At 70.4% G+C, this 15,649-nt stretch carries 16 protein-coding genes; 9 read left to right on the top strand and 7 right to left on the bottom strand.

Features of this window, described 5'->3' with window-relative positions; translation table 11 throughout:
- A complete protein-coding gene (locus tag EDD92_RS12140; protein ID WP_123964308.1) occupies positions 1-858 on the bottom strand; it encodes an ABC transporter substrate-binding protein in 858 nt (285 codons plus the stop codon).
- A 188-nt stretch (positions 859-1,046) separates the two neighbouring features.
- Between EDD92_RS12140 and EDD92_RS12145 the strand changes: the two genes are divergently transcribed.
- The 6 genes from EDD92_RS12145 to thpD all read left to right on the top strand — a co-directional run bounded on the left by EDD92_RS12145 (position 1,047) and on the right by thpD (position 6,375).
- Positions 1,047-2,147: an alanine--glyoxylate aminotransferase family protein gene (locus EDD92_RS12145; protein WP_123964309.1), complete on the top strand. Its 1,101-nt coding sequence runs from the start codon at positions 1,047-1,049 to the stop codon at positions 2,145-2,147.
- A gap of 201 nt (positions 2,148-2,348) precedes the next feature.
- A complete protein-coding gene (locus EDD92_RS12150) occupies positions 2,349-2,861 on the top strand; it encodes a DinB family protein (RefSeq protein WP_123964310.1) in 513 nt (170 codons plus the stop codon).
- Positions 2,862-3,179: 318 nt separating this feature from the next.
- Positions 3,180-3,686, top strand: coding sequence for a diaminobutyrate acetyltransferase (gene ectA / locus EDD92_RS12155; RefSeq protein ID WP_123964311.1), 507 nt, complete (start codon positions 3,180-3,182; stop codon positions 3,684-3,686).
- An 81-nt stretch (positions 3,687-3,767) separates the two neighbouring features.
- Positions 3,768-5,039 carry a diaminobutyrate--2-oxoglutarate transaminase gene (ectB, locus tag EDD92_RS12160; RefSeq protein WP_123964312.1) on the top strand — a complete coding sequence of 424 codons (1,272 nt, stop codon included), beginning with the start codon at positions 3,768-3,770 and terminating at the stop codon, positions 5,037-5,039.
- Positions 5,040-5,069: 30 nt separating this feature from the next.
- Positions 5,070-5,480 carry an ectoine synthase gene (locus EDD92_RS12165; protein ID WP_030933607.1) on the top strand — a complete coding sequence of 137 codons (411 nt, stop codon included), beginning with the start codon at positions 5,070-5,072 and terminating at the stop codon, positions 5,478-5,480.
- A gap of 7 nt (positions 5,481-5,487) precedes the next feature.
- Entirely contained in the window at positions 5,488-6,375 is an 888-nt protein-coding gene (gene thpD, locus EDD92_RS12170) for an ectoine hydroxylase (RefSeq protein WP_123964313.1), read from the top strand.
- A gap of 285 nt (positions 6,376-6,660) precedes the next feature.
- Here thpD and EDD92_RS12175 read toward each other — a convergent pair whose 3' ends face one another.
- The 4 genes from EDD92_RS12175 to EDD92_RS12190 form a co-directional block, all read right to left on the bottom strand.
- The gene (locus tag EDD92_RS12175; protein WP_311736763.1) at positions 6,661-7,161 is read right to left on the bottom strand and encodes a hypothetical protein; all 501 of its coding nucleotides are present in this window, start codon (positions 7,159-7,161) and stop codon (positions 6,661-6,663) included.
- Between the two features lie 62 nt (positions 7,162-7,223).
- The gene (locus tag EDD92_RS12180) at positions 7,224-8,273 is read right to left on the bottom strand and encodes an aminotransferase class V-fold PLP-dependent enzyme (RefSeq protein ID WP_123964314.1); all 1,050 of its coding nucleotides are present in this window, start codon (positions 8,271-8,273) and stop codon (positions 7,224-7,226) included.
- Between the two features lie 100 nt (positions 8,274-8,373).
- A complete protein-coding gene (locus EDD92_RS12185; protein ID WP_123964315.1) occupies positions 8,374-9,090 on the bottom strand; it encodes a DsbA family oxidoreductase in 717 nt (238 codons plus the stop codon).
- Between the two features lie 334 nt (positions 9,091-9,424).
- Positions 9,425-10,420: a GlxA family transcriptional regulator gene (locus EDD92_RS12190; protein ID WP_260326519.1), complete on the bottom strand. Its 996-nt coding sequence runs from the start codon at positions 10,418-10,420 to the stop codon at positions 9,425-9,427.
- A gap of 70 nt (positions 10,421-10,490) precedes the next feature.
- Between EDD92_RS12190 and EDD92_RS12195 the strand changes: the two genes are divergently transcribed.
- Positions 10,491-11,858: an MFS transporter gene (locus tag EDD92_RS12195; protein WP_123964317.1), complete on the top strand. Its 1,368-nt coding sequence runs from the start codon at positions 10,491-10,493 to the stop codon at positions 11,856-11,858.
- A 78-nt stretch (positions 11,859-11,936) separates the two neighbouring features.
- Here the strand turns inward: EDD92_RS12195 and EDD92_RS12200 are convergent, their stop codons facing one another.
- Positions 11,937-12,545: a DUF1349 domain-containing protein gene (locus tag EDD92_RS12200; RefSeq protein ID WP_123964318.1), complete on the bottom strand. Its 609-nt coding sequence runs from the start codon at positions 12,543-12,545 to the stop codon at positions 11,937-11,939.
- A gap of 140 nt (positions 12,546-12,685) precedes the next feature.
- The gene (locus EDD92_RS12205) at positions 12,686-14,215 is read right to left on the bottom strand and encodes an aldehyde dehydrogenase (NADP(+)) (RefSeq protein ID WP_123964319.1); all 1,530 of its coding nucleotides are present in this window, start codon (positions 14,213-14,215) and stop codon (positions 12,686-12,688) included.
- 155 nt (positions 14,216-14,370) lie between these two features.
- Between EDD92_RS12205 and EDD92_RS12210 the strand changes: the two genes are divergently transcribed.
- Both EDD92_RS12210 and EDD92_RS12215 read left to right on the top strand, forming a co-directional pair.
- Positions 14,371-15,144 (top strand): IclR family transcriptional regulator, encoded by a 774-nt coding sequence (locus EDD92_RS12210; RefSeq protein WP_004002235.1) that lies wholly within the window; start codon positions 14,371-14,373, stop codon positions 15,142-15,144.
- 18 nt (positions 15,145-15,162) lie between these two features.
- Positions 15,163-15,633: a GNAT family N-acetyltransferase gene (locus tag EDD92_RS12215; protein ID WP_123964320.1), complete on the top strand. Its 471-nt coding sequence runs from the start codon at positions 15,163-15,165 to the stop codon at positions 15,631-15,633.
- Positions 15,634-15,649 lie beyond the last annotated feature (16 nt).

The following is a 15,649-nucleotide window of genomic DNA, read 5'->3' on the forward strand; positions in this document are numbered from 1 at the left end:
TCAGGACGCAGAGGGGGACGGGGAGGCTGCGGAGGGGTTGTACGGGCCGATCCACTTCTCGTACAGCTTCTTGTACGTGCCGTCGGCCCTGGCGTCCTTGATCGCCTTGTTGACGGCGGCGAGGAGCTTGGTGTTGCCCTTCTTCACCGTGAAGCCGTACTGCTCACCGGTGTTGAGGTTGTCGGCGACCTTGAACTTGTCCGCGTTGGCCTTGTCCTTGAGCCAGCCCTGGACCACCGGGTAGTCGATGATGACGGCCTTGACCTGGCCGGTGCGCAGGCCGTTGAGGACGGCGTCGGAGGACTCGAAGGAGACCGGGTCGAAGCCCTGCTTCTTCGCGTAGTCCTCGCCGGTGGTCTGTGCCTGGGCGCCGAGCTTGACCTTCTTGGCCTTCGCGTCGGCGAGCGAGGTGATGCCGCTGTTCTTGTCGACCAGGAGGGCCTGGGTGGCGTCGAAGTAGGGGTCCGAGAAGTCGACGTTCTTCTTGCGCTCGGCGGTGATCGTCATGCCGGCCGCGGCCACGTCGCACTCGCCGGAGTTGAGGAACGCGCCGGTCTTGAAGTTCTCGAAGGGCGTGTCGAGGATCTGCTGCTTCACGCCCAGGTCCTTGGCGACGAGGTCGATCAAGGACACGTCGAAGCCCTGCACCTTGCCGTTGATCTCCGACTGGAAGGGCGGGTACGGCAGGTGGGTGCAGGTGGTGAGCTGTCCGGCCTTGACGAGCTCGACGCCGCCGGCGGCGGTCTTGCTCCCGCTGCCACCGTTGTCGGTGGACGTGCAGGCAGCCACGAGCACCAGCCCGGCCGTCGCGGTGGTGGCGGCCAGAATGCGGGTCCGGCGCCCGGAGAACGTCTTCACGGGTGGCCTCCTGTGTGGGAACTGTGGGTTCCGATTATAAGGAGATGTTTGGGTCTCTCAAATCAAACCGATGGTTGCGGGGCTGTCCGGCCTAAGAAGTCGCAAGTGGCGGGAGGGGCACGAGTGGGGTCACGGGTGGTGGATACCCTCGACCGAGCCGACCACTCGTGAGCGAAGAGAGCACCGTCGTGACCCACCCTTTCCTCGATCTGCCCCCGATGAGCGCCGCGCACTTCGCGTCGATCGAGGACCGGGTGGCGCGGTTGCTCGGCACCGAGCAGGACGTCGTGATCATGCAGGGCGAGGCGCTGCTGCCGCTGGAGGGGGCGATTCGCGCCGCCGCCGGGCCGGGGACCGTCGCGCTGAACGTCGTCACGGGTCCGTACGGGCAGACCTTCGGGAACTGGCTGCGGGACTGCGGGGCGACGGTCGTCGACCTGGCCGTGCCCTTCCACACGGCTGTCACCGCCGAGCAGATCCGGGCCGCGTTCGCCGAGCGCCCTGAGATCGACTTCGTGTCGCTGGTGCATGCGGAGGCGGCGACCGGAAACACCAACCCCGTCGCGGAGATCGGGGAGGTCGTACGGGAGCAGGGGGCACTGTTCTACCTGGACGCCGTCGCCTCCATCGGGGCCGAGCCGGTGCTGCCGGACGCGTGGGGTGTGGATCTGTGCGTCATCGGGGCGCAGAAGGCGATGGGCGGGCCGGCCGGGGTGTCGGCCGTGTCGGTGAGCGAGCGGGCGTGGGCGCGGATGGCCGCCAATCCGAGGGCCCCGCGGTGGTCGTATCTGTCGCTGCTGGACTGGAAGGAGCGATGGGTCGACGGCGGGCGCAAGGCGCTGCTGCATGCGCCGGCGCAGCTGGAGATGCTGGCGCTTGAGGCGTGCCTCGACCGGATCGAAGGGGCGGGGCTGGATGCCGTCATGGCCCGGCATGCGGCGGCCGCGGCGGCGACCCGGGCGGGGGCGGTGGCTCTGGGCGGGGAGCTGGCGCCGTATGTGTACGAGGCGCGGGAGGCTGCGCCGGTTGCGACGACGCTGAGGGTTCCTGCCGGGGTTGTGGCATCGGAGCTGGTGGCTCGGGCGCTGGAGGGTGATCCTTCGCTGCCGTTGGCGGCGGGTGGGGGTGCGTTGGCCAAGGAGATGGTTCGGGTCAATCACTATGGGGTGGATGCTTCGGTGGGGGTGGTGCAGGGGTGCCTTGCGGCGCTCGGCGCTGCGCTGGCGGAGCGGGGGGTGACGGTTGACCTTGCGGGGGCTCGGCGGGCTGTGGAGCACAGCTGGGGGTGACCGCCGGCCCGCGGCGGAGCCGCTGATGGATGCGGCCTCGCCCCCGCCGCCCCTACCCGTCCCGACCCGGGGGCCGGCCCCCGGACCCCCGCTCCTCAAACTCCCCCACTGCCTTAAGGGCGTGGGGGGACCCCCAAGGGGCTGGTTTTTGGTCCGGGGCTGCAGCCCCAAAGCGCGCCCCGCGGGTGTCATGCTCGGGCCATGGACACTCTCCCCGACGGCCGTCCCGTCCCCCACCTCACCGGCGACGAGCGGCCCATGCTCGACAGTTGGCTCGACTTCCATCGGGGCACCTTGGCCCTGAAGTGTGCGGAGTTGGACGATGCGCAGGTGCGGCGGCCGTCCGCCGAGCCGTCGGCGCTCACGCTGCTCGGGCTGGTGCAGCACCTCGCCGAGGTCGAGCGGAACTGGTTCCAGCGGGTGATCGGCGGGCTCGACGTGCCGCCGGTGTACGGCGAGGAGACCGGGTACGTGCTCGACCCGGCGCGCGGGCTCGACGAGGCTCTGGACGTGTGGCGGCGGGAGATCGCGCGTGGGCGGGAGCTGTGTGCCGGGCGGTCGCTGGACTACACCGGGCGGATCGTCGACGGCCCCATGACGGGGCTGCAGGTCAGCCTGCGGTGGGTGCTCATTCATATGATCGAGGAGTACGCCCGGCACAACGGGCACGCGGATATCTTGCGGGAACGGATCGACGGAGTAACCGGCTACTAATTCCAGGCCAAACTCCGGGTGTAATTCAGGAATTCACTTCTGCACAGCTTCCCGTATTCTTCTGCCCGCTTTTCCCCGACCTAAACGCAAAGATTTCGCGAACACCAACCGGGGGAATTCGGGCAGATCTCGTGGGGGTTACATGCTTGTGACGCGTTACACATCGCGGTCGATTTGCCCCGTATTTTCCGGACAATACCGCCGATAACATCCCCACCCCGTGCGACCGTCCGCGCCCGCGCGATAACACACAAGCCCGCGGTGCGTAACCCTCACCGGCGATGCAATTTCGAATTTCCCTCGGTAAATTCAATCCGCATGACTGCCGCTCAAGCAGATCTGCACATCGACCGTCCGCAGGTCGCGGACGGAGCCGCGTTGTGGCGGATTGCCAAGGACTCGAAGGCCCTCGACCTGAACTCGTCGTACAGCTATCTGCTGTGGTGTCGCGACTTCGCGGCCACCTCGGCCGTGGCGCGCGACGGGCGCGGGGAGCCGGTCGGCTTCGTCACCGCCTACGTACGGCCGGACCGCCCGCGCACCCTGCTGGTGTGGCAGGTGGCCGTGGACGAGGCGTACCGCGGGCGCGGGCTCGCCGCCGCACTGCTCGACGGGCTCGTCGCGCGGGCCGGTGCCGCGCACCGGATCACCGCCGTCGAGACGACCATCACACCCGGCAACACCGGCTCCGAGCGCCTGTTCACCTCGTTCGCCGAGCGGCACGGCGCCCTCGTGGAGCGCGAGGTGCTGTTCGACGAGGGCCTGTTCCCCGACGGGCCGCACGACCCCGAAGTCCTGTACCGGATCGGTCCCCTCTCCCTCTGACCGACACCGATGACGGCACCCATGACCCACCCCACTGACGACCCACACGCACTCCCCCCACGCAACGAGGAGCGATTCGTCGTGACCATCACCCAGCCCGACCTCAGCGTCTTCGAGACACTCGAGTCCGAGGTGCGCAGCTACTGCCGCGGCTGGCCCACCGTCTTCGACCGTGCGCAGGGCAGCCGCATGTACGACGAGGACGGCCATGAGTACCTGGACTTCTTCGCCGGAGCGGGCTCGCTGAACTACGGCCACAACAACCCCGTCCTGAAACGGGCGTTGATCGACTACCTGGAGCGGGACGGCGTCACGCACGGGCTCGACATGTCGACCACCGCCAAGCGTTCCTTCCTGCAGACCTTCCAGGATCTGGTGCTGCGGCCCCGTGACCTGCCGTACAAGGTCATGTTCCCGGGCCCGACCGGCACCAACGCCGTGGAGTCCGCGCTCAAGCTCGCGCGGAAGGTGAAGGGGCGCGAGGCCATCGTGTCGTTCACCAATGCCTTCCACGGGATGTCCCTGGGGTCGCTGGCCGTCACCGGGAACGCCTTCAAGCGGGCCGGGGCCGGCATCCCGCTCGTCCACGGCACGCCCATGCCGTTCGACAACTACTTCGACGGCAAGGTGCCGGACTTCCTGTGGTTCGAGCGGCTCCTGGAGGACCAGGGGTCCGGGCTCAACAAGCCCGCCGCCGTGATCGTCGAGACCGTGCAGGGCGAGGGCGGCATCAACGTCGCGCGGCCCGAGTGGCTGCGGGCGCTGGCCGAGCTGTGCGAGCGCCAGGACATGCTGCTCATCGTCGACGACATCCAGATGGGCTGCGGTCGTACGGGTGCCTTCTTCTCCTTCGAGGAGGCCGGCATCACGCCCGACATCGTCACCGTGTCCAAGTCGATCAGCGGCTACGGACTGCCCATGTCGCTGTGCCTGTTCAAGCCCGAGCTGGACATCTGGGAGCCGGGCGAGCACAACGGCACCTTCCGCGGCAACAACCCCGCCTTCGTCACGGCCACCGCCGCCCTGGAGGCGTACTGGGCGGACGGGTCCGCGATGGAGAAGCAGACCCGGGCGCGCGGCGAACAGGTCGAGCAGGCCTTCGCCGCCATCACCGAGGAGAACCGCGCCGACGTCAAGGAGTACCGCGGCCGCGGCCTCGTGTGGGGCCTGGAGTTCCACGACAAGGAGCGCGCGGGGCGGGTCGCCAAGCGCGCCTTCGAACTCGGGCTGCTCATCGAGACGTCGGGCCCCGAGAGCGAGGTCGTCAAGCTCCTCCCGGCGCTCACCGTCACGGCCGACGAGATGGACGAGGGGCTCAGCATCCTCGCCCGCGCCGTACGCGAAACCATCTAGCCACGACCAGCAAGGAGTAGTGCAAGCACCGTGATCGTCCGTTCGTTCAAGGACATCGAAGGCACCGACCGGCATGTGAAGGCCGCGTCCGGCACGTGGGAGAGCAAACGCATCGTCCTCGCCAAGGAGAGGGTCGGCTTCTCCCTGCACGAGACGATTCTGTACGCGGGTACGGAGACGTCGATGTGGTACGCGAACCACATCGAGGCCGTCGTGTGCGTCGAGGGCGAGGCCGAGCTCACCGACGACGAGACCGGGCAGAAGTACACGATCACGCCCGGCACCATGTACCTCCTCGACGGCCACGAGCGGCACACGATGCGGATCAAGGAGGACTTCCGATGCATCTGTGTCTTCAACCCGCCCGTGACCGGTCGGGAGGACCACGACGAGAACGGCGTCTACCCGCTGCTCACCGAGCCCGAGCCCGAGGAGGTGTGACATCACCATGACCACCGTCACCGATCTCTACCCCAGCCGCGGCACCACCGAGGTGTCGACCCCGCGCCAGGACCCCGTCGTGTGGGGCTCCCCCGACACACCGGGCCCGATCACGTCCGGCGACCTCCAGTCGTTCGAGCGGGACGGCTTCCTGGCCATCGACCAGCTCATCGCCGACGACGAAGTCACCGTCTACCGGCAGGAGTTGGAGCGTCTCGTCACCGACCCGGCGATCCGGGCCGACGAGCGCTCGATCATCGAGCCGAAGTCCAAAGAGATCCGCTCCGTCTTCGAAGTGCACAAGATCAGCGAGGTGTTCGCAAAGCTCGTGCGCGACGAGCGGGTCGTGGGCCGGGCGCGGCAGATCCTCGGCTCGGACGTGTACGTCCACCAGTCGCGGATCAACGTCAAGCCGGGCTTCGGGGCCAGCGGCTTCTACTGGCACTCGGACTTCGAGACCTGGCACGCCGAGGACGGTCTGCCGAACATGCGGACGGTGTCCGTCTCGATCGCACTGACCGAGAACTACGACACCAACGGCGGCCTCATGATCATGCCGGGGTCGCACCGCACGTTCCTCGGGTGCGCGGGAGCCACGCCCAAGGACAACTACAAGCAGTCGCTGCAGATGCAGGACGCGGGCACGCCCTCGGACGAGGCGCTGACCAAGATGGCGAGCGAGTACGGCATCAAGCTCTTCACGGGCAGGGCCGGTTCGGCGACCTGGTTCGACTGCAACTGCATGCACGGCTCGGGCGACAACATCACGCCGTTCCCGCGCAGCAACGTGTTCATCGTGTTCAACAGCGTGGAGAACGCGGCCGTTGAGCCCTTCGCGGCGCCGATTCGGCGCCCGGAGTTCATCGGGGCGAGGGACTTCACGCCTGTGCGGTGACCGCCGCTGCCCCGCGGCCGGCCCGCCGCGCAGCGGCAATCGGACACAGCATCGGGGCGAGGGACTTCACTCCCGTGCGGTGACCGCCGCTGCCCCGCGGCCGGCCCGCCGCGCAGCGGCAATCGGACACAGCATCGGGGCGAGGGACTTCACTCCCGTGCGGTGACCGCCGCTGCCCCGCGGCCGGCCCGCCGCGCAGCGGCAATCGGACACAGCATCGGGGCGAGGGACTTCACTCCCGTGCGGTGACTCCTCCTGGAGGAACTCATTCTGGAGCGGGCGGCGTCACAGCCAGGACAGTGACGCCGCCCGCTCCAGTACGTTGGACCGCGCCCTCGTCTCCGGTGGCACGGCGCGGAGCCTTGTCGGCGGTGTGCGAGCCGCGGCCCAGGTGGCAGAAGTCGACCGGATCCAGGGCGAGTTCAGCGCGGACCGGCTTTCCCTCCGAGCCCAGCAGCCGTACCAGCTGGCACAGGTGCCCAGCGGGTGGCGGGGCGGCGGGACGGCTAGGCCCAGGGCGCGGCCGATGTCGTCGCTGTGGATCCAGGTCTCGAAGGCGCGCACTACGAAGTGGTCGGCGACGGGCAGCCCTGCCCCCATCAACACCGTTGCCCGCGCGGCGAGTTCGGGCTCGCCGGCCTCAGGGGTGGCGAGCAGCGGGGCCGCCTGTGCCGCCCAGTCGGCGCCCCTCTCTGACGGCCGCGGTTGGCCCGAGTTCGGCCGCGCTCCGAAGGGGCGCGGGGCTGCATCGATATGCGGCTCCGGCGCGCGGGCGCGACCAGCCACGATGGCGCCGCAATGAACAACGGCACATCCCGCGGAGCGCCCGCAGGGCCCGCGCCAGAGGTTCAGACGGACAGGACGTCCAGCAGCCGGTCGACGTCGGCCGCGGTGTTGTACAGGTGGAAGGCGGCACGCAGGTTGCCCGCGCGGTCGGAGACCTCGACTCCGGCGCTGCTCAACTCGCCCTGGCGGCGGCCGAGTCCGGGGACCGAGACGATCGGGGAACCGGGCGAGGGGACGGGCTCGTGACCGAGGGAGGCCAGGCCTGCGCGGAAGCGGTCGGCGAGGGCGAGGTCGTGGGCGCGTACGGCGTCCGTGCCCAGTTCCTCCAGGAGTTCGAGGGAGCGCCGGGCGCCGGCGTAGGAGAAAAGGGCGGGACTCTCGTCGAACCGCCTTGCGGAGTGGGCGAGTTCGTCGATGGGGCCGTAGCACGCGTCCCAAGGGCGCTCCCCCGCCACCCAGCCGGCGAACAGCGGGGTGAGTCCGCCGAGGTCCTCCGGGACGACGAGGAAGGCCACACCCCGCGGGCAGACGAGCCACTTGAAGGCGACGGAGGCGGAGTAGTCGTGGGAGTCCGCGTCGAAGTCCAGCCATCCGGCGGCCTGGGACGCGTCGATGTACGTACGCGTCCCGTGCTCGCGCGCCGCCTCCCGGATCGCGGGCAGGTCGGCCACCCGCCCGTCGGCGGACTGCGCGGCGCTGACCGCGACCAGGGCGGTGCCGGGCCGCACGGACTCGGCGACGCGCTCCAGGGGGACGCTGCGCACCTTGAGGTCGGAGCGGACGTGGAAGGGGTTCACCACGGAACTGAAGTCGCCCTCGGCGGTGAGGACTTCGGCGCCCTCCGGCAGGGAGGCGGCGATCAGCCCGCTGTAGACGGCGACCGAGGCCCCGGCCGCCACCCGGTGCTCGGGCACCCCGACGAGCCGCGCGAAACAGGCGCGGCTCGCCTCGACGTCCGCGAACATGTCGGTCGGATCACCGGCTGCAGCAGCCTCCACGGCGATGCGCATGGCGGTCACGGTGCGCGCCGGCAGCAGCCCGGTGCTGGCGGTGTTCAGATAGGTGTTCTTCGCGGCGAACTCGGCACGGACGAGGCTCTCGAAGGTCTCCATGGATCCACTGTGAGCCCAGGAGAACCCATAGTCCATTGCCTATTTTTACGTGGTTCCGCTAAGCAACGCTTATACGTCCGCCCCGACCTGCACACTTTCCTCAGTGCTGCGGCACCGCGCATCCGTCCGGACCGCAGGCGTCCGCGTCCCCCTGGTCGAGGAGCTGCAGCGGCGAGCGCTCGCCCCAGGCCTGGGTCAGCGCCTGGGTGAAGACCTCGGCGGGCTGGGCGCCGGAGACGCCGAACTTGCGGTCGAGCACGAAGAACGGCACGCCGTTCGCACCGAGCTCGGCAGCCTCGCGCTCGTCGGCGCGGACCGCGTCGGCGTAGGCGGTCGGGTCGGTGAGCACCTTGCGGACGTCGTCGGCCTCCAGACCCACCGCGACGGCCAGCTCCACCAGCCGCTCGTCGCCCTCGGTGAAGACGGACCGCTCCTCGGCGAAGTTCGCCTTGTAGAGGTTCTGGATCAGCTCGTCCTGCTTGCCCTGCTCCTTGGCAAAGTGCAGCAGGCGGTGCATGTCGAAGGTGTTGCCGTGGTCGCGGTCGCGGGTGCGGTACTCCAGCCCCTCGGCGGCGGCCTGCGCGCCCAGGTTCTCCTCGCCGGCCTGGGCCTGCGCCTCGCTCATGCCGTACTTCTTGGTGAGCATCCTGATCACCGGCTGGACGTCGCCCTTGGCGCGGCCGGGGTCCAGTTCGAAGGAGCGGTGCACGACCTCGACCTGGTCGCGGTGCGGAAAGGCCTCGAGCGCCTTCTCGAATCGGGCTTTCCCGACATAGCACCAAGGGCATGCGATGTCCGACCAGATCTCGACCTTCATGTTCTCGGCTCTCTCCAGCTCGTACGGGTACGGAGACGGAGACACCCTCCGCCGAGAAGATGAACGTTCAAGCAGCGGGGATCATTCCCCGGTCGTGCTTCGATCCCAGGTCACCGCATACCGCAGGAAGAGGTGACGCCGGCCGCTGCGGGCGGACACCCCCCGCCCCGTCCCCTTTCCGCCGTCCGCGGCCAACGGTCCGTGGTGGCCCGCGGCTCGGACCAACGCCCTGAGGGGCGCGGGGAACTGCGCGAACGACCACGACGAATCCGCAGCCGCCCGACGGCACCGCGTGGCACGTCCGATGGCACGGCTCAGGCCGCGCCGCGCACCGTCACGCAGCGGAGGACGTGTCCGCCGCGGTCGCGGTTCCCAGCCTGGTGAACTGCACCCGGTAGGCGCTCGGCGTCAGTCCGGTGCGCCTGACCACGTGGGCCCGGAGGGAGTCCGCCGTGCCCAGACCGCAGGCGCGAGCGACCTGGTCCATGGGGAGGGTGGTGGTCTCCAGGAGTTCCCTGGCCCGCTCGATGCGCTGGTGCAGCAGCCACTGCAGGGGGCTGACGCCGCTCTCGGCGTGGAAGCGGCGGGTGAGGGTGCGGACGGAGACGCCCGCGTGGCGGGCCAGGTCGGTCAGGGTGAGCGGCTTGTCGAGGTTGCGCATGGCCCAGCCGCGGGTGTCGGCGCAGACGGTGCCGCGCTCGGGCGGCAGCGGGGTGTGCGTGAACTGGGTCTGGCCGCCCGGCCGTACGGGGGCGACGAGGGCGAGCCGGGCGACCTCGTTGGCGACGGCAGCGCCGTAGTCGGTGCGGATGATGTGCAGGCAGAGGTCGATGCCGGCGGCGTAGCCGGAGGCCGTGACGTACGGGCCGTCCTGGACGTAGAGCACGTCTCTCTGGAGGTCGACCTGCGGGTAGCGCCTGCGCAGTTCCTCGGCGTGCGCCCAGTACGTCGTGGCCCTGCGGCCCTGGAGCAGGCCCGCCTCGGCGAGTTGGAAGGCGCCGGTGCACAGGGACGCGATCCGCTTGCCGGCGTCGGCGGCCTCGCGGACGGCGGCCACGATCCGCGGGTCCGGCTCGTAGGGTGCGCCGGTGCCGGCGACGACCACCGTGTCCGCCTGCTGCACGGCCTCCAGCCCGTCGCGTATGTACAGGTCGAGCCCTCCGCTGGTGGGCACGGGCCCGGGCTCGGCGGCGCAGATGACGACGTCATAGCCCGGCCGCCCGTCCACCTCGACCTTGCCGAACAGCAGCTCGGGGATGGCCAGGTTGAACATCGACACGGGCGAGGGCGCGATCACGGCGATCCGGTGCGGGGCGAGCCGGTCGGACATGGCCAGAACCTCCGGGTGCATGGCATTCGGGCCACTACTGTACGACGGCGGAGCTCCGCAGCATGGAGTCATGTCGACCGACCGGATCCTCCAGGCCGTACAACCCGCCCAATCCGAGGCGGTGTTGACGCCCAAGCGGCCCTCCCCCGGGCTCACCCTCACCGCCGCACTCCTCGGCTTCGCGCTGATCTGCCTCGACGCGTCCGTGGTGAACGTGGCCCTGCCCGCGATCGGTTCCTCCTTCGGCGCGGGGATGTCCGGCCTGCAGTGGGTGGTGGACGCCTACACCCTTCCCTTCGCCGCGCTGATGCTGTCCACCGGCGCCTTCGCGGACCGGACCGGGGCGAGCCGCGCGTTCGCGCTCGGCACCGCGGTCTTCACGCTTGCCTCGGCGGCCTGCGGGCTGGCGCCGAACCTGCCGTCCCTGATCGGCGCGCGGGTGGTGCAGGGCGCTGCGGCGGCCGTCGTGCTCCCGGCCTCGCTGGCGCTGGTGCGGCAGGCGTATCCGGAGCCGAAGCGGCGTGCGCGGGCAGTGGCGACGTGGGCCGCCGGCGGTTCGGTGGCGGTGGCGCTGGGTCCGGTGGCGGGCGGTCTGCTGACCACGGCGTGGGACTGGCGCGGGATCTTCTTCGTGAACCTGCCGGTGGGGGCGCTGATCGTGGCCCTGCTCGTGCGCGCCCCGCGCTCCGAACGCCGCCCCTCACCGCTGGACCTGCCGGGGCAGGCGACGGCGGTGCTGGCGCTCACCGGTCTGACGTTCGCGGTGATCGAGGGCGGTACAGCGGGGTGGGCGGCCCTGGCCGTCGCCGTCCTGGCGGCCGTGGTCTTCTTCCGCGTGGAGACCCGCAGCCCGCACCCCGTCGTCCCCCTCGGGCTGTTCCGCAACCGGACGGTGGCCGTGGCCGTCGCGGCGGGCGCGGCGGTGAGTGTGGCCTTCTACAGCGTGGTGTTCGTCTTCTCCCTCTTCTTCCAGCAGGTCCAGGGCCTGTCCGCGCTGCACGCCGGGCTGGCGTTCCTGCCCATGACGGGCCTGATCGCGGTGACGAACGTGGTGGCGGGCAAGCTCGCGGGGCGGTACGGGCCGCGGCTGCCGATGCTCGTGGGGCAGGCGCTGGCCGTCGCGGGACTGGTCGTCCTGCTGTACGTCGACGCCGGCACGTCCTCCGTCCTGGCGGCCGCGCTCCTCGTGCCGCTGGCCCTGGGATGCGCGCTGACGGTGCCACCGCTGACGGCCGCGATGATGGACGCGGTGCCGGCGGAGCGGGCCGGGCTCGCGGCCGGCGTGCTCAATGCTGCGCGGCAGGTGGCGGGGGGTTTGGGGATCGCCGTGTTCGGGACGCTGGTCTCCGACGGGTTCGCGGAGGGGATGCGGGTGAGCCTGGTGATCAGTGCGGGGGCGCTCGCGCTGACGGGTGCGGCTACGTCTCGGTTGCGGTAGGCGCTGGGGGCTCCGCCCCCCAGACCCCCGTTCGGCCCTCAAGGGGCCTCGTCCTCAAACGCCGGACGGGCTGATGTGTCAGCTGCCGTCTCTCAGATCTGCGGGCCAAGTGGGGCGGAACTCTATGTGGTCGTAGGTGACCACGCAGCCCTCTCCCATCGGTGACTGGGTCATGAAGCCGACGAGGGCGTCGCCGGTCTCCTTCTCGTCGCCCAGGGTGAAGAGGCGGACGAAGGTCCAGCGCTTGCCGTCGCGGGAGGCGTGGAAGGCGAAGGCGCGGCCGGTGCGGCTCACCCGGAGCCAGACCGAACTGCCGTCCACGGTGAAGGAGTTGGCGTCGTCGGAGTGTCCCCGGGTGACCACCGTGCAGACGGTGGGCACGTCCGGGGAGTACTCCAGGCAGAGCTTGGCCCAGGCCCGCTCCCCGACATGGACGTAGAGCACCCCCGCGTCGAAGGCCGAGCCGAACCCGACCGTGACGCGCGCGATCAGCTGGAAGTCCCCCTCGGGCGCCCCGAGCAGCCGGGGCGCGTCGGAAGCGGGCTCCAACGCCTCCCCGGTGGGCGGCACGAACCGGTCCTGCCGGGATCCGGCCCATCCACTGAGGATCCCGTCTTCGTACAACCAGTGCCCGTCGGGGCCGTAGGTTCGGAGAGCGAAAGGCAGTTCGGGAAGTTCCACGTCCATCAGCTGATTGTCGCAGGCCCGGTGAAGCCCCTAAGGGGCGCGGGGAACTGCGCGACAAGCCATGACCGCAGCCGCAGTCCGCAGACAACCCGCACCCCTATGGCGCACCCCGCGGAGCGCCACCGCACCCCGCAAAGCGGCTAGCGCTCGAGGCGCCCATTGAACCGCCGAGGCAACCCCAGCGGGTTGGCGTCCCGCAGCTCCGGCGGAAGGATCGCCTCCGGCGCCGTCTGGTACGTCACCGGCCGCATCCACCGCTCGATGGCCGTGCCGCCGACCGACGTCGAGGTGGACGTGGTCGCCGGGTACGGGCCGCCGTGATGCTGGGCGGGAGCCACCGCAACACCCGTCGGCCAGCCGTTCACCAGCACGCGCCCGGCGAGCGGCGTCAGCTCGGCCAGCAGCTCCGCGCCGCGGCCCTCCCCGGCCGCCTCCTCCGCCGACAGGTGAACCGTCGCCGTGAGATTGCCCGGCAGCCGCGACAGCACCCCCTGCACCTGGGCCTCGTCCTCATAGCGGGCCACCACGGTGACCGGCCCGAAGCACTCCTCGAGGAGCAGGTCGTACTGGCCTTCCTCCGCCAGCTTGTCCGCCGAGACCGTCAGGAACCCGGCGCTCACCGTGTGCTCGCCGCCCGCGCCCGGCGTCACCGGGGACTCGACCTCGGGAAGCTCCGCACGCTCGGCGACCCCGGCGATGAAGTTGTCGCGCATGCGGTGGTCCAGCAGGACTCCGGCGTTCGTGTCGCTGACCGCGTCCGTGAGGGACTTCACCAGGCGGTCACCGGCCGCACCGCTCGGTGCGAGCACCAGGCCCGGCTTCACACAGAACTGGCCGACGCCCAGCGTCATCGACCCGGCGAGACCCGTGCCGATCGCCTCGGCACGCTCGGCCGCCGCGGCCTCGGTGACGACGACGGGGTTCAGGGAGCCCAGCTCGCCGTGGAAGGGGATCGGGGTCGGGCGCGCGGCAGCCGCGTCGAAGAGGGCCCGGCCACCGCGTACGGAACCGGTGAAGCCGGCCGCCGAGACGAGGGGGTGCTTGACCAGCTCCACGCCCGCCTCGAAACCGTGGACCAGGCCGACGACGCCCTCGGGGATGCCGTGCGCGGCGGCGGCCCGGCGCAGCACCTTGGCGACCAGCTCGGACAGGGCCGGATGGTCGGGGTGGGCCTTGACGACGACCGGGCAGCCCGCGCCGAGCGCGCTGGCGGTGTCGCCGCCGGCCACCGAGAAGGCGAAGGGGAAGTTGGAGGCCGAGTAGACGGCGACGACGCCCAGCGGCACCTTGTAGCGGCGCAGGTCCGGGATGGGCGGGGTCGCGGTGTCGTCGGGGTGGTTGATGATCACGTCGAGGAAGGCGCCCTCGTCGACGATGTCCGCGAAGGCCCGCAACTGGTAGCAGGTGCGGGCGAGTTCGCCGGTGAGCCGGACCGGGCCGAGCGCGGTCTCGGCGTCGGCGGTCTCGACGAGCCCGTCCTTCGCCGCCTCGAGCTGCTCGGCGGCCGTGCGCAGGAAGGCCGAGCGGACCGCTCGGTCGGCGAGTGCGCCGCGCGCGGCGTGCGCGGCGCGGACGGCGGCGTCCACCTCCTGGGCTGTGGCCTCCACCGCAACCTGTTCACGCTGCTTCCCGGTACGGGGGTCGACACTCCAGACTGGTGCTGCTGCCACCGCGGGTCCCTCCACGTTTGTCTTGCGGTATGTCCTGCTTGTATTGCCGCAGTATCTGGGTCATCCACCAGGGTCGTTCGATATACTGAACGCTGTCTCTGATGATGAATATGCTGTTGGAGACTATTTCCCGTCGAACGAAGGGGTCAAGGGCGATGTCGGCAGGCGAGACAGGCGGCGGGGCGCAGGTCAAGTCCGCGGTGCGGACGGTGGAACTGCTGGAGTACTTCGCAGGCCGGCCCGGTATGCACTCCTTGGCGTCGGTCCAGGAGGCCGTCGGCTATCCCAAGTCCAGTCTGTACATGCTGCTGCGCACGCTGGTGGAGCTGGGCTGGGTGGAGACGGACGCGACGGGCACGCGGTACGGCATCGGGGTGCGGGCGCTGCTGGTCGGCACGTCGTACATCGACGGCGACGAGGTGGTCGCGGCGGCCCGCCCGACCCTGGACCGGCTGTCGGACGACACCACGGAGACCATTCACCTGGCCCGCCTGGACGGCACGAACGTCGTGTACCTGGCCACCCGCCAGTCGCAGCACTATCTGCGCCCGTTCACGCGGGTGGGGCGCCGGCTTCCCGCGCACTCCACCTCGCTGGGCAAGGCGCTGCTGAGCACGTACACGGACGAGCAGGTCCGCAAGATGCTCCCGGAGACCCTGCCGGCACTCACCGAGAACACCATCACCGACCGGGAGAAGCTCATCGAAGAGCTGCACCAGGTCCGGGAGCAGGGCTTCGCAGTGGACCGCGAGGAGAACACGCTGGGCCTGCGCTGCTTCGGTGTCGCCATTCCCTACCGCACTCCGGCGCGTGACGCGATCAGCTGCTCGGTGCCGGTGGCGCGCCTCACCCCGGCCCACGAACAGATGGTCAAGGACGCTCTGTTCGACGCGCGCGACCGGCTGACCCTGGCGACGCGGAGGCTCTGACTCCTAGGCTTCGACGTCATGGACGTCGTACTCCGTGAAGTGCATGACAGTGATCTGCCCGTCTTCTTCCGGCAGATGAACGATCCCGAGGCCCTGCGCATGGCCGCGTTCACCCCGAAGGACCCGGCCGACCGGGACGCGTTCGACGCCCACTGGAAACGGATCCGGGCCTCGGCGGACGTCCTGCGCACGGTCCTGGTCGACGGTGACGTGGTGGGCAGCGCCGCGGTGTACGGCGAGCCGGGCGAGCGCGAGGTCACCTACTGGATCGAACGCGCCCACTGGGGCCGGGGCATCGCCACCGCCGCGCTGCGGGAGCTGGTCGCCCAGGTGCCCGAGCGTCCGCTGTACGCCCGGGCGGCCGCCGACAACGCCGGCTCGCTGCGCGTCCTGCAGAAGTGCGGGTTCCGGGTGACCGCCCAGGCCTCCGGGTTCGCCAACGCGCGGGGCGAGGAGATCGACGAGTTCGTGCTCGCGCTGGACGCCTGACCGCCGTGAATGAGCG

This window comes from Streptomyces sp. TLI_185 (assembly GCF_003814765.1).
GTDB lineage: Bacteria > Actinomycetota > Actinomycetes > Streptomycetales > Streptomycetaceae > Streptomyces.

What these genes read in the sequence shown, in the direction of transcription:
- EDD92_RS12150 (WP_123964310.1), top strand. Translation starts at nt 2,349, where the DNA reads ATGGACACTCTCCCCGACGGCCGTCCCGTCCCCCACCTCACCGGCGAC.
- ectA (WP_123964311.1), top strand. Translation starts at nt 3,180, where the DNA reads ATGACTGCCGCTCAAGCAGATCTGCACATCGACCGTCCGCAGGTCGCG.
- thpD (WP_123964313.1), top strand. Translation starts at nt 5,488, where the DNA reads ATGACCACCGTCACCGATCTCTACCCCAGCCGCGGCACCACCGAGGTG.
- EDD92_RS12180 (WP_123964314.1), bottom strand. Translation starts at nt 8,273, where the DNA reads ATGGAGACCTTCGAGAGCCTCGTCCGTGCCGAGTTCGCCGCGAAGAAC.
- EDD92_RS12185 (WP_123964315.1), bottom strand. Translation starts at nt 9,090, where the DNA reads ATGAAGGTCGAGATCTGGTCGGACATCGCATGCCCTTGGTGCTATGTC.
- EDD92_RS12190 (WP_260326519.1), bottom strand. Translation starts at nt 10,420, where the DNA reads ATGTCCGACCGGCTCGCCCCGCACCGGATCGCCGTGATCGCGCCCTCG.
- EDD92_RS12195 (WP_123964317.1), top strand. Translation starts at nt 10,491, where the DNA reads ATGTCGACCGACCGGATCCTCCAGGCCGTACAACCCGCCCAATCCGAG.
- EDD92_RS12200 (WP_123964318.1), bottom strand. Translation starts at nt 12,545, where the DNA reads ATGGACGTGGAACTTCCCGAACTGCCTTTCGCTCTCCGAACCTACGGC.
- EDD92_RS12210 (WP_004002235.1), top strand. Translation starts at nt 14,371, where the DNA reads ATGTCGGCAGGCGAGACAGGCGGCGGGGCGCAGGTCAAGTCCGCGGTG.
- EDD92_RS12215 (WP_123964320.1), top strand. Translation starts at nt 15,163, where the DNA reads ATGGACGTCGTACTCCGTGAAGTGCATGACAGTGATCTGCCCGTCTTC.